At 64.9% G+C, this 20,942-nt stretch carries 15 protein-coding genes; 8 read left to right on the plus strand and 7 right to left on the minus strand.

Annotated elements, in window-relative coordinates:
* Positions 1-13 precede the first annotated feature (13 nt).
* The 3 genes from ACCQ01_RS14895 to fdhF are packed head-to-tail and all read right to left on the minus strand — an operon-like array spanning position 14 to position 4,858.
* Positions 14-1,387 (minus strand): cytochrome ubiquinol oxidase subunit I, encoded by a 1,374-nt coding sequence (locus ACCQ01_RS14895; protein WP_228431720.1) that lies wholly within the window; start codon positions 1,385-1,387, stop codon positions 14-16.
* A 13-nt stretch (positions 1,388-1,400) separates the two neighbouring features.
* Positions 1,401-1,886: a helical membrane plugin domain-containing protein gene (locus tag ACCQ01_RS14900; protein ID WP_014508348.1), complete on the minus strand. Its 486-nt coding sequence runs from the start codon at positions 1,884-1,886 to the stop codon at positions 1,401-1,403.
* Positions 1,886-4,858 carry a formate dehydrogenase subunit alpha gene (gene fdhF / locus ACCQ01_RS14905; protein ID WP_228431719.1) on the minus strand — a complete coding sequence of 991 codons (2,973 nt, stop codon included), beginning with the start codon at positions 4,856-4,858 and terminating at the stop codon, positions 1,886-1,888. Before fdhF ends, ACCQ01_RS14900 begins: the two co-directional genes overlap by 1 nt.
* Before the next feature lie 384 nt (positions 4,859-5,242).
* Here fdhF and ACCQ01_RS14910 point away from each other — a divergent pair, with 384 nt between their 5' ends.
* The 6 genes from ACCQ01_RS14910 to ACCQ01_RS14935 all read left to right on the plus strand — a co-directional run bounded on the left by ACCQ01_RS14910 (position 5,243) and on the right by ACCQ01_RS14935 (position 15,347).
* On the plus strand, positions 5,243-7,621 hold the full coding sequence (locus tag ACCQ01_RS14910; RefSeq protein ID WP_228431718.1) for a TonB-dependent receptor: 2,379 nt from the start codon (positions 5,243-5,245) through the stop codon (positions 7,619-7,621).
* A gap of 825 nt (positions 7,622-8,446) precedes the next feature.
* A complete protein-coding gene (locus ACCQ01_RS14915) occupies positions 8,447-10,195 on the plus strand; it encodes a S8 family peptidase (RefSeq protein WP_372358901.1) in 1,749 nt (582 codons plus the stop codon).
* 1 nt (position 10,196) lies between these two features.
* Positions 10,197-10,817, plus strand: coding sequence for a hypothetical protein (locus ACCQ01_RS14920; protein WP_228431716.1), 621 nt, complete (start codon positions 10,197-10,199; stop codon positions 10,815-10,817).
* A gap of 179 nt (positions 10,818-10,996) precedes the next feature.
* Positions 10,997-12,775, plus strand: coding sequence for a S8 family peptidase (locus ACCQ01_RS14925; RefSeq protein ID WP_228431715.1), 1,779 nt, complete (start codon positions 10,997-10,999; stop codon positions 12,773-12,775).
* A 156-nt stretch (positions 12,776-12,931) separates the two neighbouring features.
* Positions 12,932-14,749 carry a S8 family serine peptidase gene (locus tag ACCQ01_RS14930; RefSeq protein WP_228431714.1) on the plus strand — a complete coding sequence of 606 codons (1,818 nt, stop codon included), beginning with the start codon at positions 12,932-12,934 and terminating at the stop codon, positions 14,747-14,749.
* Between the two features lies 1 nt (position 14,750).
* A complete protein-coding gene (locus ACCQ01_RS14935) occupies positions 14,751-15,347 on the plus strand; it encodes a hypothetical protein (RefSeq protein WP_228431713.1) in 597 nt (198 codons plus the stop codon).
* Positions 15,348-15,416: 69 nt separating this feature from the next.
* Here the strand turns inward: ACCQ01_RS14935 and ACCQ01_RS14940 are convergent, their stop codons facing one another.
* Positions 15,417-16,448, minus strand: a complete 1,032-nt coding sequence (locus tag ACCQ01_RS14940) for an aldo/keto reductase (RefSeq protein WP_228431712.1) — start codon at positions 16,446-16,448, stop codon at positions 15,417-15,419.
* A 24-nt stretch (positions 16,449-16,472) separates the two neighbouring features.
* On the minus strand, positions 16,473-17,681 hold the full coding sequence (locus ACCQ01_RS14945) for an MFS transporter (RefSeq protein ID WP_042598212.1): 1,209 nt from the start codon (positions 17,679-17,681) through the stop codon (positions 16,473-16,475).
* 98 nt (positions 17,682-17,779) lie between these two features.
* Between ACCQ01_RS14945 and ACCQ01_RS14950 the strand changes: the two genes are divergently transcribed.
* On the plus strand, positions 17,780-18,700 hold the full coding sequence (locus tag ACCQ01_RS14950) for a LysR family transcriptional regulator (protein ID WP_115577355.1): 921 nt from the start codon (positions 17,780-17,782) through the stop codon (positions 18,698-18,700).
* Positions 18,701-18,855: 155 nt separating this feature from the next.
* On the opposite strand, the gene ACCQ01_RS14955 is transcribed toward ACCQ01_RS14950, so the two are convergent.
* The gene (locus tag ACCQ01_RS14955) at positions 18,856-19,065 is read right to left on the minus strand and encodes a hypothetical protein (RefSeq protein WP_012437859.1); all 210 of its coding nucleotides are present in this window, start codon (positions 19,063-19,065) and stop codon (positions 18,856-18,858) included.
* Between the two features lie 234 nt (positions 19,066-19,299).
* On the opposite strand from ACCQ01_RS14955, the gene ACCQ01_RS14960 reads away from it, so the two are divergent.
* Positions 19,300-20,211: an AraC family transcriptional regulator gene (locus tag ACCQ01_RS14960; RefSeq protein ID WP_228431711.1), complete on the plus strand. Its 912-nt coding sequence runs from the start codon at positions 19,300-19,302 to the stop codon at positions 20,209-20,211.
* Between the two features lie 211 nt (positions 20,212-20,422).
* Here the strand turns inward: ACCQ01_RS14960 and ACCQ01_RS14965 are convergent, their stop codons facing one another.
* On the minus strand, positions 20,423-20,896 hold the full coding sequence (locus ACCQ01_RS14965) for a (R)-mandelonitrile lyase (RefSeq protein ID WP_228431710.1): 474 nt from the start codon (positions 20,894-20,896) through the stop codon (positions 20,423-20,425).
* Positions 20,897-20,942: the final 46 nt, after the last annotated feature.

The following is a 20,942-nucleotide window of genomic DNA, read 5'->3' on the forward strand; positions in this document are numbered from 1 at the left end:
TCCACGAAATGCATCAGTTGCCGGTCTGATCGGCCAGGCCCGGCGATGGCCCGCGTTCGCGCGCGTGCGGCGGCCGACGCAGCACGCGCAGCAACAGGAACAGGCCGAGCCCGAAGACCAGCGGGTACAGCAACAGGATCGCCACGCTGGAGCTGGCAACCATCGGCAGCGACAGTGGCGAGGTGCTGTGCGCGGTGCGCAGTAGCCCATACACGGTGAAAGGTTGCCGGCCGACCTCGGTCACCACCCAGCCGCACAGCATGGCCAGCATGCCCGATGGCGCCATGACCACCACCACCCGTTGCAACCAGCGCGCTTCGTAAAGGCGCCCGCGCGCGCGCAGCACCAGGCTGAGCATGCCCACCGCAATCAGCAACAGGCCCAGCCCGACCATGCCGCGGAAGGCGAAGAACACGATGGGCACCGGTGGCAGATCGCTGCGGGGAAATTCGCGCAGACCGGCAATGGTGCCGGTCCAATTGTGGCGCAAGTACAGCGAGCCCAGGTGCGGGATGGCCAGCTCATGACGATTGCGCTGCGCCTGCAGATCGGGAATGGCGAACAGCCGCAGCGGTTCGCCCTCGCCTGCCGGCGGCCGCTGCCAACTGCCTTCGATCGCGGCGAGTTTTTGCGGCTGGTGTTCCAGCGTATTGCGCCCATGCAGGTCGCCGGCCAGCAACTGCAGGGGCGCGACAATTGCGATCACCCACAGGCCCATCGAAAACATCAGCCGCGCGCCCGGATTGTGGGTATCGCGCAACACATGCCATGCGCCCACCGCCGCGATGATCGCTGCAGTGGCCAGGAACGCAGCCAGGCTCATATGCAGCATGCGCCAGGGAAATGATGGGTTGAAGATAATGCGCAGCCAGTCCACCGGCACGAAGTTGCCGTCGGCAGCGCGTGCGAATCCGGCCGGCGTGTGCAACCACGAGTTGGCGGACAGGATCCAGAACGCGCTCACCAACGAGCCCAGTGCCACCATGCAGGTGGCAAAGAAATGCACACGGCGGCCGACTTTTTTCATGCCGAACAACATGATGCCCAGGAACCCGGCCTCCAGGAAAAACGCCACCAGCACTTCGAAGAACATCAACGGGCCGATCACTGCACCGGCCGCGCCGGACAGGCGCCCCCAGTGCAGGCCGAACACGAACTCCATCGGGATACCGGTCACCACGCCGGCGGCAGTGGTGAGTGCAAAGAGCTTCAACCAGTAGTTGTACACGTCCATGTATACGCGCCGCCGCGTGCGCAGCCACAGCGCTTCCAGCACCATTAGGAAGTTCGCCAACCCCATGGTGAAGGCGGCCAGCACGATATGCATGCCGATGGTGAAGGCGAACTGGCCGCGCACCAGTAGCAAGGCGTGTTCGGAAGCCTGCATGGCGCGCCTTTACTCAGCTCTCGCTGGGCTTGCCGCTGAAGGCGGAGATCGGCTTGTCGACCTGCTTGTCCAGGCCGGCGGCGAAGGCTTTCAGGCCATCGAGCACTGGCGTGATCGCATTCCACACCGCCTCGTCCTGCAGCAGCCGATATGCACCGCGCAGGCCGGGCGCCTCGCCCTGGGCTGCAGTCTGCGCACGGCTGCGCGCGATCTGGTCCAGCGCGTCCTTGCCGGCAAACACCACCTTGTAGAACTGGCTGGGCGGAATGCGCGACACCGCCATCGCCAGGATCGACACGTTCTGCAGGGCATTGAGTGGCCCTGGCTGGTTGATGCCATCAACCAGCACCTTGGCCAGCTTGTCCTGCGCGCCGACCAGGTCGTTGGCCAGGCGCAGGATGCCCCGCTGGTGCAGGGTCTCGAGCAGGCGGTCGAGTTCTTCGCGCGCGGTGGGCCCGATCGGTGTGGGCTTGACGTCGTAGTCCAGGGGTTCGGCCATCAGAATCTCTCCGGGTGCGGTGCGCGGGCCGGCGGCGCGACATAGTCTTCGCGTGCCCATTTCTGCTGTACCGGCACGCCATCGTTGGGCGTGCGCTGCCCGTGGCGGAAGTTATGCGCAGGCAGCGGCGGCTTGCCGGTGCGGCCCAGCGGCTCCATGCGCACTGCCAACTCTTTGTAGGCCGGCGTATTGACGTCGGGGTCGTGATGCTCGCCGGTGAGCAGATTGATGCCGGGCTTGCCCTGGTGGATGGGCAGGAACAGCGTGTTGCCGGCAACGCGATCGGTGATCACCACCGGTACCTCCAGCGAGCCACGCCGCGAACTGAGCTTGACCCAATCGCCTTCCTGCAAGCCGCGCTCGGCCGCCAGCTGCGGGCTGACTTCGACAAACCAGTTCGGTGCCAGCGACCACAGCCGCGGCCCGCGGCCGGTCTGATTCATGCCCTGGAACTGTTCGAGCATGCGGCCGTTGTCCAGCATCAGATCGAACTGCGCATCGGCCTCCTCACCCGGGTGCTTCCATTGCAGCAGATGCAGGCGTGCCTTGCCGTCATCGGTGTGGAAGCGCTCGGTGTAGAGCAGCGGCGTATCGCGGCCATCGTCCTGCATCGGCCAGAGCAGAGAGCGCCAGCCTTCCAGCCGCTGGTAGTTCACGCCCTTGAACAGCGTGGCGATGCGGGCCACCTCGTCCATGATCTGGCTGGGATGGGTGTAGCCCCAATCGTGGCCCATGCGCGCGGCGAGTTCAGTGAGGATCTGCCAATCCGGCCGGCTCTGGCCGAGCGGTGGAAATACCTGATGGAAGCGCTGGATACGGCGTTCGGTGTTGACGAAGGTGCCGTCCTTTTCGACGCTGGGGCACGCCGGCAACACCACATCCGCAAATTCGGCAGTGCGGCTGAAGAACAGGTCCTGCACCACCATGAAGTCCAGCTTGGAGAAGCCGCGGTGCACGTTGCGCGCGTCGGCATCGGAAAACGCGGTTTCCTCGCCGATCACGTACATGGCGCGGATCTCGCCCTTGTCGGCCTGCTGCACCATCATGAAGTTGTCCGAGCCCACCTCCAGCGACAACTGCTCGGCCGGCACATGCCAGGCCTGCGCCCACTTGTTGCGCACGGCCGGATCAGAGACGCTTTCGTAGCCGGGGTACATGTTCTTCAGGCAGCCGAAGTCGCTGGCGCCTTGCACATTGTTGTGGCCGCGCATCGGGTAGCCGCCGGTGCCGGGGCGGCCGTAATTGCCGGTGACCAACAACAGGTTGGAGAGCGCGGTGCTGGTATCGGCGCCGTGCGTGTGCTGGGTGATGCCCATGGCCCAGACGATGCAGACCGAGCGCGCGCGGCCAATCATCTCGCCCGCTTCCACCAACTGTTCGCGGCTCAGGCCGGTGATCTGCGTCGCGTAGTCCAGCGTGAACGGCTCCAGCGACTGGCGGTATTCGTCCACCTGATTGACGCGCTGTGCAAGGAACTGCGTATCGGCATAGCCGTTATCGAACATGTAGCGCGACAGCGCCGACGCCCACACGATATCGGTACTGGGCACGGGGCGCAGGAACAGGTCCGCGCGCTCGGCCATCTCGTGCTTGCGCGGGTCTACCACGATGAGCTTCTGCCCGTGCAGCTTGCGCGCCGCCTTGAGCTTGGAGGCGATCACCGGATGGTTCTCGGCCAGGTTGCTGCCCACGATCACCACCAGTTCGGCCTGCTGCAGATCGGCGATGGTGCCGGCGTCGCCGCCGTAGCCGACGGTGCGGAACAGGCCCTCGGTGGCCGGGTTCTGGCAATAGCGCGAGGAGTTGTCGACGCTGTTGGTGCCGATGATCAGGCGCGCGATCTTCTGGGTGAGGTAGGCCTCTTCGTTGCTGGCCTTGCTGGAGCCGATGAAGCCGATGCTCTGCGCGCCATGGAGGTCGCGGATCTCCAGCAACCGGCGCGCCACCAGTGCCAAGGCCTCGTCCCAACTTGCCTCGCGGAAGCGGCCGTGCTCGCGGATCAACGGCGTGGTGAGCCGCTTGGGGTCATTGACGAAGTCCCACGCAAATTTGCCTTTGACGCAGGTGGAAATGCCGTTGGCGGGTGCATCCACCACCGGTTGCACCTTGAGCAGGTGGCGGTCGCGCGTCCACATCTCGAACGAGCACCCCACCCCGCAATAGGTGCACACGGTCTTGGTGCGTTTGATCTCCGGCTGCCGCCAGTGCATGTCCAGCACCGACACACCGGTGATCGGCGGTGCGCCGATGGTGTTTTCCAGCGTCTTGACCATATCGATCATCGGCCGCTTCAACTCTTGCGGCAATGCGGTCAGCGGCCCGGCATCCGGCTGCATGGTCTTTTCCAGCAACGCATTGCACGGGCACACCGTCACGCAGTGGCCGCAACTGACGCAGCTGGACTCGTTGATGGGCTTGCCGCCGTCCCACAGCACGCGCGGGTGCTCCATCGAAAAATCGATGGACAAGGTCTCGTTGACCTCGACCTTCTGGCAGGCTTCCACGCAACGGCCGCACAGGATGCATTGGTCCGGATCGTAGGTGTAGAACGGATTGCTGTGATCCTTTTCGTACGGCTTGCGCTGGAACGCGTAACGCTGGATCGGCATCTTCATGTCGGCGAACGTGTTGTGCAGCGTGCAATCGCCGGTGTTGTGCTCGCATAGCGTGCAGTAGAGCTCGTGCTTGGCCAGCACGCGGTCCATGCCTTCGTGGCGCGCGGCATGCGCGCGCTCGACCGTGCTGGACACTTCCAGCCCATCGTGGCTGCGCAGCGTGCAGCCGCGCACCAATTCGCCGCCCACTTCGACCCAACACACATCGCAGGTCTGCGGTGCGCCCAACGCGGGGTGATAACAGATGTGGGACAGGTCGATGCCGTGTCCACTCAGAAACTCGATCAGCGGAATATCCGCCTGGCCGTGCAGCATCTTGCCGTCGTAGACCACGGTGCAGTGACTGCCGTGTTGCATCAGGTGCCCTTGTCTGCGGCAGACAGCGCCGTGTTGGCACGTCAGCTGCCGGGGGTGCCGGGGGTGGCAGGTTGCGCACGAGTGCGCGCCTGTGCGACAGCAATGCCGCACGCCTCACGCTAAGCACGCACTTGCAAAACACGTGTGAATGCATTGCACACGCTGCGTTGATCTTCGGCGTGGCTGCAGGCGGTATTTGCGCGCATCGACACGCGTGACGCGGCGCACAACAGCTTTTGCCGGCGACTCCGTTAGAACAGCAACGCAGCATGCGTTAGCATGTTGCAGGCGCCAGTCCCGTCATGTGCGGCTGGTCACCTTTCAGGCGGCATGCCGCCCCCCGCCGCATTGCCTGCCTCTTTGCTGCCACCCAGGAGAGCACCCATGACCTCATCCATGCCCCGCTACGCACTGTCGCTTGCAATCGGCGCGCTGCTTGCACCGCTCGCACACGCGCAAACCGCATCCCCGGACGCAGGCAAGCAAGACGCCACCACGCTGGACGCGGTGATTGTCAGCGGCACGGCCCGCTTCAAGGGCCTGGCCAAACGCGATGCGAGTTTTTCGATCACCACCGCCAGCCCCGAACAGATCCAGCAAGCGGTGCCGCAAAGCACGGCGGATCTGTTGAAGATCGTGCCGGGCGTGTGGGCCGAGCCCAGCGGTGGCGGCACCGGTGCGAACATCTTCGTGCGCGGCATGCCCTCCGAAGGCGACGCACCGTTCGTGACCATGCAACTGGACGGCTCGCCCCTGTTCCCGCCGCCGACCTTATCGTTCCTGGAAAACTCCACGCTCTTTCGTGTCGATGACACAGTCGAGCGGATGGAGGTGCTGCGCGGCGGCTCCAGCCCGATCTTCTCCAACGGCCAGCCCGGCCTCACCGTCAATTTCATTCAGAAAAAAGGCCAGGACGAACCCGAAGGCAGCGTGCGCCTGACCGGCGGCAACAATGCGCTGCGTCGCATCGATGTGTTCAACAGCGGGCCGATGGGCAACGGCTGGTACTACAGCATCGGCGGTTTCTTCCGTGAAACCGATGGCGTGCGCGACCCGCAGTTTTCCGCCGACAAGGGTGGCCAGTTCAGTGCCACCTTGAGCAAGCGCTGGGACAGCGGCGAGTTGTCGTTCTATGCACGCCACACCGATGATAACAACGCCTTCTACACCGCGATTCCGCTGCTCTCGCGCAACAACGGTAACGACTTGTCCAGCTTCCCCGGTTTGAACGCGCAGAACGGCACCCTGCTCGGCCGCGACTTCCGCAATGTGGATCTGCTGGTCGGCCCGAACGGCGAAACCATCCAGCGCGATCTGGCCGACGGGCGCGGCGTCAACATCGATGTATTCGGTGGCGAATTGAACTGGGATGTGGGCGGCTGGACGGTTGCTGATCGCTTCAACGTGATGGCGGGCACCGCGCCCACCTATGCCCTGTTCACCGGCGATGCGCCGCAGCGGCTGGGCGACTTCATTGCCGGCTACGGCACCACCGGCAGTGGCAGATTCACCAACGGCGGCGGCGCGGTCGACCCCAACCAGCAAGTGCTGGAAGCCGGCTGGTGGTCGGTGGACAAACGTTTGAACTCCTTCACCAACGATCTGCGCCTGAGCCGCGAGCTGTTCGCCGGCAACACGCTCACCGTGGGCGCGTACTACGCCAAGTATTCCTCCGCAGACACCTGGTACCTGGGCAACACCATGTTGCTCACCGCGCAGAACAACGCGCGCCGCATCGATGTGGACCTGGCAGACGGGCGCCAGGCCACGCGTCAAGGATTTACCAGCACCGCGTTCCTCAATCTGCGCGCCAACTACGACGGCGAGAACATCGCCGCCTTTGTTGCCGACGAATGGGAACTCAGCGAGCGCCTGCGCCTGGACCTGGGTGCACGCTACGAGCGCCAGAGCGTCACCGGTGACGTGCACGACACCGCCACCGTGGACCTGGATGGCAACCCGGCCACTGTGTACGACAACGCCACCTCGCTGGCGTTGGCCAGCACCCGCCGCATCGACCAGGACGATGAAGCCTTCTCGTGGACGGCCGGCCTGAACTTCAGACTCAACGACAACAACAGCCTGTTCGCGCGCGCCAACTCCGGGGTCAAGTTTCCCGGCTTCGACAATCTGCGCGATGGCCAGACCCGCGTGCAGGACGTGGACCAGTACGAGCTCGGGCTGAAGTCCGGCGCCAGCAATTACGACCTATATCTCACCGCGTTCTACAACACCTTCAAGAATTCGCCGTTCCAGGCGTTTCTGGCCAATCGCGAGAATTTCACCGCGGTGGGCGACTCGCGCGCACGCGGCCTGGAAGTGGAAGGCGCCATCCGCCCGTTCGGCGGCTTCGAGCTGGCGGGCACCGGCGTGTGGCTGGATGCGAAATACCGCAACTACCGCGAATTTACCGGCAACCAGGTGATGCGTCAGCCCAAGCGCCAGTTCCGCGTGACGCCCAGCTATTACTGGATGCTGCCGTTCGGCGACCTCAAGGTGTTCGCCACCTATTCCTACATCGGTGATCGCTTCGCAGACCTGGCCAATAGCCAGCGCCTGCCGTCCTACGACATGGTGGACATCGGCGCCAACCTGCACGTGGGCGACCACTGGGAAGTCACGGCCAGCGGCAGCAATGTGACCGACACCCTGGGCTTGACCGAAGGCAATGTGCGTGTACCGGGCGCTGCGACCGGCGGCGTGTTCATGGGCCGCCCGATTGCCGGGCGCCAGTACCAGATGTCGGTGGCGTATCGCTGGTAGGCACCAGGAGGGCGTCTCACGCGCGGCAGCTCAAGGCTGTCGCGCGCTCTGCGTGAGGGTCGGTGCGGTGCCCTTGCAGGCGGCTTGCGAAACACAGGCGTTGGGCACGCCTGTGTTTTGCCTGCTGGTGAGTTGCGCCGTCGTCGCGCCAATCCCACACCGCCACGTGCCCCATCAGCACACCATGCTCGAAATGCGAAGTAAAACCGCGCATCGCCATTGCTTGTACTTATCGCAATCGCACAAAGCAGCGCACATCAAGGCGATTCAACGCCTGCAAACTTCGCATTGGCGACGCAACCCGACGTGACTGACATAAACTGCGTGGCCGGTCACGCGCAATGCAGCATGCCCGCCGCTTGCAGCCAAAGTCTGACCCACTTTTAATCAAGGTGCTGCCGGTGCCTTCGCATCGCCAGCGTCGGCTGCGCAACTGCGCACAGGGGAGCCGATCGAGGACCAGCCGCATCCATCGTCAAACACGCGGATGCGTTTTTCCGGCTCTTTCGGGACACATGGACATGATGCCTGCTGCTGCCTTCCTGCCTTCGCCCTATTCCAACAAACCCCACCGAATGCCCGGCGTGCAGTCAGCACGCCCCCGCGCCGCATAGGCGCGGCTGCTGCCGCATGCGGTAAGCACCGCAACCCCATGCCATAGACACAGGTTCCACAGCAGCAGGCCTGACGGCCCCGCCTGCGCGATGGAGTGTGAGCCGGCCGATTTTTAATCGGTCGGACGGGTGTCTGTGCCACGTCGACTGTGTCACCCCTCCACTGGAGTCAAACGGAATGCAACTACATCGCAGGCGATACCTCGCGCTGGTGATCGGCGCGTTGGTGATCGGAACTCCCCCCATGCTGGCCAGCGCCGCACAGCCGGCAGGCACTACACGCGCCAGCGCCGCAGGCGACCCGCTCTATCGCTACCAATGGCATCTCTCCAACCAGGGGCAGGCGGTGATTGGCGACAGCCGCCCCGTGGCTGGCGTCGACATGGATGTAGATCTCCTGCATGCACTGGGCATTCGCGGCCGCGGCGTGCGTGTGGCCGTGGTGGATAACGGCCTGGAGATCGGCCACGAAGATCTCGCTGGCAACATCATCCCGAATGGGTCGCACAATTTCGGCAATGGCTCGCACGATCCCACGCCCAGTGACCCGGGCTTTGGTCACGGCACGTCGGTGGCGGGCATCATCGCTGCGGTTGGCTGGAATGCCCGCGGCGGTCGCGGCGTTGCACCCGAGGCCTTGCTGGCCGGATTCGATTTCCTGGGAAGCGATTCTGCCGGAAGTTATGCCGAGGTCCGCTATTCCTGGGGTGATGGGCCGGAGGCGCGCACCCTCGATGTCTTCAACAACAGCTGGGGCTCGGCGCCGGACTTCTACCCCGACGTTTCATTGGAAGAGGGTCAGTCCTGGGAAGCGCTGATGCGCTCGACACGCGGCGGGCTGGGCGGCATCTACATCAAGTCGGCCGGCAACAGCTTCAGGCGTGTTCGCGCCCGCGACGCTGAAGGCAGGATCGTCAATCTCTGCAGCGACCTGTCACGCACGTTGAATGTCGGTTGCCTGCTCACCAACGCGGACCCACTCAGCAATATGCCCGCCACCGTCGTCGTCGCCAGCCTGGACGCCACCGGCAAGCGGGCCTCGTACTCGTCCTCCGGTTCGGCGTTGTGGATCTCCGGTCTGGGCGGTGAGTTCGGCTACCAGCGCAAGTTCTATCCCGATGCGGCCCAGGTTCTCGCTCCTGAAACCGCGCCCTTCGCCTACGATCCGGCCATCGTCACCACCGATCTCAGCGGTTGCAGCGCGGGTGACAACGTGGATGGCACCACAGTGGAAAACGCACTGACCGGCAGCACGTCAAGGATCGACGCGTCCTGCAACTACAGTGCGCTGATGAACGGCACATCTGCGGCGGCGCCAACCGTCTCCGGTGTTGCAGCGCTCATCCTCGCTGCCAACCCCAGCCTGACCGCGCGCGATGTCAAATACATCCTGGCCAAGACCGCGCGCCAGATCGATCCCTGGCAGCCCGCATCGGTCTATCAGGGCAGCGTGATCGACCCTGGCTGGATCACCAACGCCGCCGGGCATCATTTCAGCAACTGGTATGGCTTCGGCCTGGCCGACGGCGCCGCAGCCGTCTACGAAGCGACCTACTTCAAGCCGCTGCCGCCGGTGCGTGATACGCAATGGGTTGCCTCCACCGCGGCTGCAAGCCAGATCGGTGGACCGGCGCGACCGGGCAAGCAACGCATCCGCATCACCCAGGCAATGAAGGTGGAAGCGGTGCAACTGTCGTTGGCCACCACCCACCGCACGCCGGCCAATCTACGCGTGGTGCTGGAGTCGCCGAGCGGCACGCGAAGCTACGTGATAACGCCGTTCTCGCTACTGGACGCCGATGCCTACGCACAGACCGGCTTCTACATCGACCTCACGTCCAGCAATGCGTTTCTAGATGAAAGAGCGCAAGGCGTGTGGACGCTGGAGATCACCGACATGAGCGAGCCGGCCACCACGGCGGCGTTACAGAACTTCAAACTTCGTATCCTGGGGCACTGACATGAAGACCACGCTTGTTCTTTCTGCACTCCTCGTTTCCTTCGGTGCGTGCGGCATCACGCAGGCCGCGCAGTTCATGGACGCGCAGGCGCTCGGTGCTGCGGCAACCGGCGAACGTTTTACCTCCGGTCCGGACACCTACCGCATGCTGCCGGGAACGGTGGTGCTTGACCCGCTACCGGCCGAGTTTGCAGATGGCGCGGCATCGCCGGCTGCGAGAAATCGTGCCACTCCCGTTGCGGCGCGGCCCACTGGAACGGTGGCCGCGCGGATCGGGCCTTATGCGGTGGTCCTGGACACTCCGGCCGGCGCTGCGCGCAGCGGTTCGCGATCAGCCTCCGGCACGGAGCGACCACTCGCCGCAGCAGTGAACGAGCGCAACGGGCGCGTGGTGCTGGTGAGGCCACAGCTGAAACTCGCCGGCACCACATCAGCTAACGCCACCTCGCTGGCGCGCAATTTCGGGGGCACCATCGTCTATACATCGACCGTGGATAACAGCGCGGTGATCGCCTATCCCTCGGTAGAAAAGGCACAACAGGCATTGACTCGCCTGCAGGCCAACAGTGGCGGCGCGCAGGTCTCGCTCGTGGTGGCGCAATCGATCATGCAACCGATGTGAGTGCAGGCTGGCCGTTGGCTAATGCCGGCGGCCAGCACTTTCCGGCGCACAGGCTGCGCTGCTAGATCAGTCCCGCCTGACAGGTGGGACGCGCGATGTCAGCGGCCGTGTGTAGCACGCGCGCCCACGGCTAACACCACCTGTCAACCCCATTCCGCTTCCGATTGGAGATCATTGCAATGACCCTATTTGGTAGACGACATCTTGCAATATCAATCAGTACAACGCTGATCGCTTTGGCAGCTTTTGCAGCACAGGCGGCCCCACCTGGCAACACGGTTCGCGGCGCGGCAGACGATCCGCTACTGCGTTACCAGTGGCACGTGTTGAACGAGGGACAGGCGGTCATCGGCGACAGCCGCCCGGTTGCAGGCGTGGACATGGATGTGGATATCCTCCACGCGCTAGGTATCCGCGGCAAACACGTGCGCATCGGCGTGGTGGATAGCGGTCTGGAGATCAGGCATGAAGACCTGGCGGCGAATGTCATCCCGAACGGCTCGTACAATTTCATGGATGGCTCGACTGATCCCACGCCCTCAGGGCCGGGCTACGATCACGGCACGCAGGTCGCAGGTATCGCAGCTGCGGTTGGTTGGAACGGGCGCGGCGGGCGCGGCATTGCACCCGAGGCCTCGCTTGCGGGGTTTGCGTTTGGCGAAGCATCTTCGGTGACAGACGCGGGCATTCGTTACGCCTGGGGAGACGGGCCCCAGTCAAGGCCCCTGGACGTGTTCAACTTTTCAGCTGGGAACATCACCCCGTTCTATCAGGACTTCCCGCTGCAAGACCAGCAATCGTGGGATGCATTGATGCAGTCCACCCGCAGTGGGCGCGGTGCGATTTATGTCAAATCGGCTGGCAACAGCTTTCTCAATTTGCGCGGACGCGACCAGGACGGAAATGTGATCGATGCCTGCGGCGACGCTGCGCGCGCGAACGGTGTCGGTTGCGGCCTGGCAAACCAGGACACACTCAATAATCTGTTTGGCACGATCGTCGTCGCGAGCGTGAACGCGGTGGGCAAACGCGCCGCGTATTCGTCGCCTGGATCGGCGTTATGGATTTCCGGGCTTGGCGGGTTGATCGGCTACCAGCGCGCGTTCTATCCCAACGCGGCTGAAGACCTGGGGGCTACGGCGGCCCCATTTGTTTACGACCCCGCCATTGTCACGACCGATCTGAGCGGATGCACGGCAGGGTCGAACGCAGACCATGATGGGCCGACCGAAAACGCGCTGGATACCAGCGCCTCGACGATCGACCCCGCATGTAACTACACCGCCACGTTCAACGGCACCTCGGCAGCCGCACCCACCGTTGCAGGGGTTGCTGCCCTGGTGCTCGGAGTCAACCCGGCGCTGAGCGCGCGTGATGTGAAGTACATCCTGGCAACCACCGCACGCCAGGTCGACCCGTGGCAGCCCCGCGCGGTGTATCAGGGCAGCGTAATCGACCCAGGGTGGATCACCAATGCGGCCGGGCATCATTTCAGCAACTGGTACGGCTTCGGCCTGGCCGATGGCGCCGCCGCCGTCTACAAGGCGACCAACTTCACGCCATTGCCTCCGCTGCGGGACACACAGTGGGTAGCCTCCACGGTTGCAGCAAGCAAGATCGGCGGTCCTGCACAGCCAGCGAAGCAGCGCATGCGCATCACGCAGGCCATGAAGGTGGAAGCAGTGCAACTGTCGCTTGCCACCACCCATCGCACGCCGGCCAATCTGCGCGTGGTGCTGGAGTCGCCCAGTGGGACACGCAGCTATGTCATGACGCCATTCTCTGCGCTGGATGCAAGCGCGTATGCCACGACCGGGTTCTATATCGACCTGACCTCCAGCAACGCGTTTCTCGACGAGAAGGCACAAGGCGTCTGGACACTGGAGGTCACCGACATGACCGAGCCGAGTACCACTGCATCGCTGCAGAATTTCAAGCTTCGCATTCTCGGCCACTGACAGAACACACCGCTCTTGCTGGCACCTGCGTTATCTGCCTTCTGCGGCCTCGCCAGTGCGGGGCATTGCGTGGCCATCGTGCGCTGACGCGGCCAGGGCCGGCGAGCGCATCACCTGTGTCTCACCTGCTGACCGTCTGCCTTTATAGGACTCAAGATGAAATTGACCTCACAGCGATTGACGCTGTCGTCTGCTGTCGTGCTTGCACTTTCGCTCATTGCAGGAACCGGCACTGTCAGCGCGCAACCGCCCGGTGGCCACTTGGCAACGCCCACATCTGCCACGGCCAGTGACCCGCTATTTCGTTACCAATGGCATCTGCTCAATCAAGGCCAGCCGGTGTTCGGCGATGGCAGACCAGTGCCCGGCGTGGATCTGGACGTGGACATCCTGCACACGTTTGGAATGCGTGGTGCCGGTGTCAAGGTGGCCGTGATTGATACTGGTCTGGAGATCGCGCATCCGGATCTTGTCGACAATATTCTGCCCAACGGTTCGCACAACTTCTTGGATGGGTCCAACGACCCCACTCCGCGCGCGGATGACATCGATGGGGATCATGGCACCGCGGTGGCAGGCATCATCGCTGCGCGAGGCTGGAACGGCATCGGCGGGCGCGGCATTGCACCGGAAGCGAAACTGGCAGGTTTCAACGCCGGCGACACCACCGATGGCAGTACCCAGTACGTCAACAACCGTTACGCGTGGGGAGACGGCCCAGAGGCACGCGCGATGGATGTGTTCAACAACAGCTTCGGCATCTCTGCTGCCTACTATCAATTCAGTGATCTTGACGAACAACGCTCCCTGGAAAAGCTGATGCAGGCCCAGCGCGGAGGCAAGGGCGGCATCTACGTCAAATCGTCGGGCAACGACTTCAATACGCTGACCGAGGTGGATGCGCAGGGCAAGCTGATCGACCTCTGTAGCGACCAGACCCGGCAACTTGGCGTCGCCTGCAGCAGCGCGAATATCGACAACATCAACAGCCTGACGACCATGATTGTGGTCGGCGCGGTCAACGCCAACGGCGTGCGCGCCAGCTACGCATCGCCCGGTTCTGCGTTGTGGGTCTCCGGGCTTTCCGGCGAGTTCGGCTTCCAGCGCCGGTTCGATGCGCACCCGGAGACCTTCAAGGAGCTGTACGGAATCCTGCATGCGCAAGGGCCGCAGCCGTTCTATTCGCCAGCGATTGTCACCACCGATTTGAGCGGCTGCACCGCTGGCAACAATCGCAACCGCACACGTGCGCCACAAAACGCCCTGGACACCAGCAGTTCCAAGATCGATGCATCGTGCAATTACACCGCACGCATGAACGGCACCTCTGCCTCGGCGCCCACCGTCGCCGGCGTTGCGGCCTTGATGCTGGGCGCCAACCCGCAACTGACCTTGCGCGACGTCAAATACATCCTGGCGACCACCGCCGTGCAGGTCGATCCCAACCAACCGAAGGTGCTCTACAACGGCAACCTGATCGAGCCCGGCTGGATCACCAACGCGGCCGGTCACCGTTTCAGCAACTGGTACGGGTTCGGCCTGGTGGACGCGGCTGCGGCAGTGGAACGTGCCGTGCAGTTCCCCTCGTTGCCTGCGATGCAAGACACCGAGTGGCAGGTGTACGCCGGGAACAGCAGCACCATTGGCGGTGCCGGGTCGCCCGCACGATTGGCGATCGACGTCAGCCAGCAGTTCAAGGTGGAGGGCGTGCAACTGTACTTCTCGAGCACGCACAAGGATCCCCGCAACCTGCGCGCGGTCCTGGTTTCGCCCAGCGGCACCCGTAGCACCCTGATGACACCATTTTCCACGCTCGACCAGAGCGATGAGGGACTTGTGGTGTTCCTGACCTCAAGCAACGCCTTCCTGGACGAGCCCTCGGCCGGGCGCTGGACGCTGGAGGTCGACGACATGCTCGCAAGCAACGGTAAGGAACAACTCAAGGAATTTGAAATGCGCGTGGTGGGCCACTGACATGAAGACATCTCTGATCGCCCTGCTGGGCGCCCTTGCAACCAGCCTGTGCGCTCCCGCATCGGCACAAGTGATCGACAGCGCACGCTTGCGCGCTGCCGCAAGCGGGCCAACCGTTGTGGTGGGCCATGCCAGCTTCCGCCTGATCCCTGGTGCGGTGGTACGCGTCAATGACGCAACCGACATTGCTGTCGGCACACGGTCACTGCAGCGCACGCAAACCACTGCGGAGGCACCCGTTGCACGTTTCGATCGCTACGCCATCTATCTCGACAGCACGGGCGGCGCACGCACCGCAGCGCGCGCCGCACGCGCCCAACCGCCGGCAACCGTCGTCGCGGCACTGGAAACGCGTAGCGGCCAGCTGGCACTACTTGGTGCCTCGATAAAATTGTTCGATACCACGCCTGCGGTCGCGCGTGCCTTGGCAACACGCACGGGCGGCGCGCTGGTCTATGCATCGGCCATCGATGGCAGCGCGATGATCCGCTACGACTCGGTGGCAAGCGCATTGGACAATTGCACACAGTTGCAGGGCAGCACAGGCGTGGGAGCGATCACGCCTGAAGTGATTCCGCGCGCGGCACGTCCGTTGTGATGCTGCGGCGGTGATGCGCGCCACGCTGTCGCCATCGTGTGGCAGCGTGGCTAATGGCCCGGCCCACTGCTACACCGGCAGCGGGCTGCGCTCTGCAAACTGCCCGCGCCAATACGGGTAGTACGGATACGGCGGCTCCACCGCACTCACCGCATCCAGGCGCGCGCGATGCTCGGGTGTCAATGTCCAACCCACCGCACCCAGGTTCTGCCGCAGCTGTGTTTCATCGCGCGCGCCGATCAGCACCGTGCTGACCGTAGGCCGTTGCAGCAACCAGTTGATGGCGATCTGCGGCACGCTGCGCCCGGTGTCTTCGGCGATGGCGTCCAGCACGTCAACGATGTCGAACAGGCGTGCGTCGCTGATCGCCGGGCCGGCGGCGGCGGTGGCGTGCAGGCGGCTGCTGTCCGGCAACGGTTGGCCGCGCCGCAGTTTGCCGGTCAGGCGGCCCCACCCCAGCGGGCTCCACACCACCGCACCCACGCCCTGGTCGATGCCCAGCGGCATCAGTTCCCATTCGTAGTCGCGGCCAGCCAGCGAGTAATAGGTCTGGTTGGCAACGAAGCGGCTCCAGCCATGTTGGTCCGCCACCGCCAACGACTTCATCAACTGCCAGCCGGCGTAGTTCGACGCGCCCAGATACCGCACCTTTCCCGCGCTTATCACATCGTCCAGCGTGGACAGGGTTTCTTCCATCGGCGTCATCGCATCGAATGCATGCAGCTGCAGCAGGTCGATGTAGTCGGTACGCAGGCGGCGCAGCGAGGCATCCACCGCACGCAGCAGGCGGAAGCGCGAGGCACCGGCATCGTTGGGCCCATCGCCCAGGCGCAGGCCGGTCTTAGTCGACAGGATCACCTGATCGCGGCGCCCCTGCAGCGCCTGGCCGAGGATCTCCTCGGAAGCACCATCCGAATACACGTCGGCGGTGTCGAACAGATTCACGCCCACCTCCAGGCACAGATCGATCATGCGTTGCGCCTGTGCCACACCGGTATCGCCCCACGCCGAAAACAGCGGGCCTTGACCGCCAAACGTCCCGGCGCCGAATCCCAGCACGGGCACCTTGAAACCGGAACGACCGAGAAAACGCGTTTCCATGCAGCACCTCCGTTGATGGATGTTTCAGCGCCCTTGCACGCAACCGGCCGGCAGCGCGGCCTGGCGGCGCTGCAGCTGCACGCTCCATAGCGCAATGCCCAAGCCGAGCGCTGTGAGTGCCGCCGCCACCCACGGCGTGGCGACCAGGCCGGCACCGGAGGCGATCACCACCCCGCCTAGCCAGGCGCCGAGCGCATTGCCCAGATTGAAGGCGGCGATATTCAAGCTGGAGGCCAGGTTCTGCCCGGCGCCGCGGGCATGCTCGAGCACGCGCAATTGCAGCGGCGCCACCGTGGCAAACGCCGCCACGCCGAGCAGGCCGACAAAGGCGATCATGGCCGGCTTGCTGTGCAGCACCAGGCCCATGGCGCCCAGCACCACCACCAACGCAGCCAACGTGCCCAGCAAGGTCGCGGTGGGCCGGCGATCGGCCAGGCGCCCGCCCAGCAAGTTGCCCACGATCATGCCCACGCCGAACACCAGCAGCACCGGCGACACCGCCGCCTGCGCAAAGCCGGTCACTTGCACCAGCAGCGGCTGGATATAGGTGAACACCGCGAACACGCCGGCATAGCCCACCACCGTCATCGCCAGGGCCAGCAACACCTGGCCGCGCGCAAGCACGCGCACCTCCTGGCGCCACGGCACCGGCGGCGCGGCCCCAGCCGCAGCAGGCACCCACAGCGCCACCGCGGCGGTGGCCAGCACGCCGATCACCGCTACCGCCCAGAAGGTGGCGCGCCAGCCCAGCTGCAGGCCCAGCCACGCACCGGCCGGCACGCCGAGCAGGGTCGCCACGGTCAGGCCGGCGAACATCAACGAGATGGCCGAGGCGCGGCGTTCGGGCGCGACCAACGAGGTCGCCACCACCGCGCCAACACCGAAGAAGGTGCCGTGCGCCAGCGAGGTCAGCACCCGCGCGATCATCAGGCTGGTGTAGTCCGGCGCCAGCGCACAGGCAATATTGCCCAGTGTGAACACCAGCATCAGCGCCACCAGCACGGCCTTGCGCGGCCAGCGGGCACTGGCCAGCGTGAGTACCGGCGCGCCCACGAACACGCCCAGCGCGTAGCCGCTGATCAACAGGCCCGCCGCGGTCAGCGACACGCCCAGGTCGGCAGCCACTTGCTGCAGCAACCCCATGATCACGAATTCGGTGGTACCGATGCCGAACGCACCGATGGTCAGGGCCAGCAGTGCGGGCGGCAGGCGGGACGTAGCAGGAGCAGACATGGCAGGAACCCGAAGAAACAGCGCACAGCCTGCGCCGGGCGATACTCTGCAAAAACCCCTGTTATGCTGATTCACTTTCAATGCAACGTTGATAATGCATGGACCGTCTCGGCGACATCGCCCTGTTCCTGCGCGTGCTCGACCTGGGCTCGATCACCGCGGCCGCGCACAGCCTGGACCTCTCGGTGGCGGTGGCCAGCCAGCGCCTGAAGCGGCTGGAACGCGACCTTGGCGTACGCCTGCTGCACCGAACCACCCGCCGTATGCATCCCACCGCGGAGGGCCAGCAACTGGCCGCACGCGGCCGCGTGCTGGTGGACGACCTGGACGCCCTGGCCGACGACCTGCGCGAGAGCGCACAGGATGTGGGCGGCACCTTGCGGGTCACGCTGTCGGCCTCGTTCGGGCAGCAGTACATCTCGCCGCTGCTGCCGGAATTCCAGGCGCGGCATCCGCGCCTGCGCATCAGCGCCCATCTCAGCGACGATCTGGTCGATCTGGTCAAGCAAGGCTTCGACCTGGCAATCAGAATCGGCCCGCTCGAAGATTCCGGGTTGGTGGCCAGGCGCATCGCTCCGAACCGCCGCACCCTCAGCGCCTCGCCCGCCTACCTGCAGCGCTACGGCACGCCACGCACACCCGAAGAGCTGGCCCAGCACGCCGGCGTGCTGCTGATGGGCCGCGATGGGCGCCAGGATGTCTGGACCCTGCAAACGCCGGAAGGTGGCCAGGTACGGGTGCGCATGCAGAGCCGTTTCGAAAGCAATTTTGGCGAACTGATGCGTGATGCGGTGATCGCCGGGCAAGGCATCGCAGTGCATTCGTACTGGCACATTGCCGAGGACCTGCGCGCCGGCCGCCTGGTCGAAGTGATGCCCGACTACCCGCCGCCCACCTCGCAGATCAGCGCGGTGATGCCGGCGCGGCAACTGCAGCCGCCCCGCGTGCGTGCGTTTGTGGACTTTCTGCTCGAACACTTCGGCGAGACCCCGCCCTGGGAACTGCCAGCGGGCGCGTAAGGGTGTGTTGATCTGCCTGGAAGACACCTGCCGCGTTCGGCACCGGTGTCCTTGTTAGGCCTGCGTTCGGGCACATTACATCGGGTGGGCCATGCAGGGATGCCGCCACTGCGAGCACATCGGCAGTGCTTACAGCGATGCGCACAGACGCGCTGTCAGCGCGCGTTGCCCGCACGGTACAGGCGCTTGCGCAACCCGCGCCGCTGCACCTCGCTGAGCAAATGCCCATGCGTGTGCAACAGGCCAAGGATCTGCTGGTGCGCCAGCTGAGTGCGCCGTGCGAGCTCGGCCGTTGCCGCCAGCTCGATCGCTTTCCAGTCGGCAGGGGTTGCGGGATCTGCGGGGAGTGAACGCTTTGCGGCCATGAGGGGACGGACACCAGGGATGCGCCGCATGATACGGGCTGCGCGTGAGCGCGCGATCAGCGCTGTGCGCCGCATGCACTGCCGCTTGGCTGCGGTTGCGGTTGCGGTTGCCAGGTCCGGCAGACCGCACTACGCAGGGTAGCAATGCCCACCGCTGCTGCGCGCCTAACACGCGCTCTTGTACGATCGCGCCACCGCGGCGCGGCCGCACAGCACCCCGCACGAGCGTTCCACATGGCCTCTTCCATCGCCCATCTGATCGACGTGCTGCAACGTCATGCACCGACCGATGGCACCTTCAGCACGGCCGTGCCCGGGCTGCGGCTGATGCGCTGCTCCGCGCCCACCTACTCCATCCCCACGGTGTACACGCCCACGCTGTGCCTGGTCGCGCAGGGGCACAAGCAGGCCATGCTGGGCACCACCGCGTATCACTACCATCCGGCGATGTATCTGGTGGCCTCTGTGGACCTGCCGATCATCGGCTCGGTGATCGAAGCGAGCCCGGCCCAGCCGTATCTGTGTTTTTGCCTGGATCTGGACATGGCCGTGCTAAGCGACCTTGCGATCCGTTACCCGGCCCTGGCCGAGCAGGCTGGCGACGCGCCTGCATCCGGACTGTTGCTCAATCGCAGCACGCCGGAGTTGCACGACGCCGCCTTGCGGCTTGCCCGCCTGCTCGACCAGCCACGCGACATCGATGCGCTGGCGCCGCTGGTGCTGCGCGAATTGCTGTACCGGCTGATGGCCGAACCGGGCAATGCCATCGTGCGCCAGATGGCCATTGCCGACAGCCGCCTCAACCAGATTTCCAGGGCCATTGCCTGGCTGCGTGCGCACTACGCGGAGCGCTTCAGCATCGAGCAGATCGCAGATCTATCGGCGATGAGCCGCTCCACCTTGCACACCCATTTCAAGGCAGTCACCTCGATGACGCCGCTGGAATTTCGCTCGCACCTACGCGTGCAGGAAGCACGCAGGCTGATGGTGGCCGAGGCGCTCAGTGCCGCCGACGCCGGTTTCCGCGTCGGCTACGAAAGCGCATCGCAGTTCAGCCGCGACTACGCCCGCATCCTCGGCACGCCGCCCGCACGCGATGCACAACAATTGCGTGCCAGCCGGCAGGACGCGATCGAAGTGGCGTGACGGCGTGGGCCGCCTCGACAGCGGCCGGCGGGCGTGGTGCACGCGCGCAGTGATCACTCACCAACACGGCGTGACGCAACACTCTGGTGTGTGCGGCTGCCAGCTGAGCGCGCGCGCAGCGATCTGCCGCTGACCAACGTAGCGTTACGCGGCAATCCGGTGCGTGCGGATGCCACCTGCGTGCACCCACACCAGCCGCCAAGACACCTGCTCAGTTGCCTTGATACTGCGCGTCGCTGACCTGCTCCAGCCAGGTCACCGGCGAGCCATCCACCGCCTCGGCGATGGCGATATGGCTCATCGCCACCGTCGCGTTGGCGCCATGCCAGTGCTTGACGCCCGGCGGAATCCACACGATGTCGCCGGGGCGGATCTCCTGCGCCGGCTTGCCCCACTCCTGCACGCGCCCGGCACCGGCGGTAACGATGAGCGTCTGACCCAGCGGATGGGTATGCCAGGCAGTGCGCGCGCCCGGCTCGAAGGTCACCGCGGCGCCGCCTACGCGCGCGGGCGCATCGGTCTGGAATGGCGCATCGATGCGCACGGTGCCGGTGAAATAGCTGGCCGGGCCGGCGGCAGAGGCAGCGCTGCCGGCTTTGGTGACCTTGATCGGTGCGTGCTCGTCGGCACCGGGGCCGGCGGCGGCCATCATCGACAAGGACATGGCGGTGGCAAACAGGCTCATTGACGTGCTCCTCGCTACAAAGTGCAGCCACTGTAGCGCGCAGGTG

Origin of the sequence: Xanthomonas sp. NCPPB 4037 (genome assembly GCF_041475695.2) — a bacterium.
GTDB classification, from domain to species: Bacteria; Pseudomonadota; Gammaproteobacteria; order Xanthomonadales; family Xanthomonadaceae; genus Xanthomonas; species Xanthomonas campestris.

Coding starts and splice junctions, on each gene's coding strand:
- ACCQ01_RS14925 (WP_228431715.1), top strand. CDS start 10,997: ATGACCCTATTTGGTAGACGACATCTTGCAATATCAATCAGTACAACG.
- ACCQ01_RS14920 (WP_228431716.1), top strand. CDS start 10,197: ATGAAGACCACGCTTGTTCTTTCTGCACTCCTCGTTTCCTTCGGTGCG.
- ACCQ01_RS14930 (WP_228431714.1), top strand. CDS start 12,932: ATGAAATTGACCTCACAGCGATTGACGCTGTCGTCTGCTGTCGTGCTT.
- ACCQ01_RS14895 (WP_228431720.1), bottom strand. CDS start 1,387: ATGCAGGCTTCCGAACACGCCTTGCTACTGGTGCGCGGCCAGTTCGCC.
- ACCQ01_RS14900 (WP_014508348.1), bottom strand. CDS start 1,886: ATGGCCGAACCCCTGGACTACGACGTCAAGCCCACACCGATCGGGCCC.
- ACCQ01_RS14935 (WP_228431713.1), top strand. CDS start 14,751: ATGAAGACATCTCTGATCGCCCTGCTGGGCGCCCTTGCAACCAGCCTG.
- ACCQ01_RS14960 (WP_228431711.1), top strand. CDS start 19,300: ATGGCCTCTTCCATCGCCCATCTGATCGACGTGCTGCAACGTCATGCA.
- ACCQ01_RS14940 (WP_228431712.1), bottom strand. CDS start 16,448: ATGGAAACGCGTTTTCTCGGTCGTTCCGGTTTCAAGGTGCCCGTGCTG.
- ACCQ01_RS14950 (WP_115577355.1), top strand. CDS start 17,780: ATGGACCGTCTCGGCGACATCGCCCTGTTCCTGCGCGTGCTCGACCTG.
- ACCQ01_RS14965 (WP_228431710.1), bottom strand. CDS start 20,896: ATGAGCCTGTTTGCCACCGCCATGTCCTTGTCGATGATGGCCGCCGCC.
- fdhF (WP_228431719.1), bottom strand. CDS start 4,858: ATGCAACACGGCAGTCACTGCACCGTGGTCTACGACGGCAAGATGCTG.
- ACCQ01_RS14910 (WP_228431718.1), top strand. CDS start 5,243: ATGACCTCATCCATGCCCCGCTACGCACTGTCGCTTGCAATCGGCGCG.
- ACCQ01_RS14945 (WP_042598212.1), bottom strand. CDS start 17,681: ATGTCTGCTCCTGCTACGTCCCGCCTGCCGCCCGCACTGCTGGCCCTG.
- ACCQ01_RS14955 (WP_012437859.1), bottom strand. CDS start 19,065: ATGGCCGCAAAGCGTTCACTCCCCGCAGATCCCGCAACCCCTGCCGAC.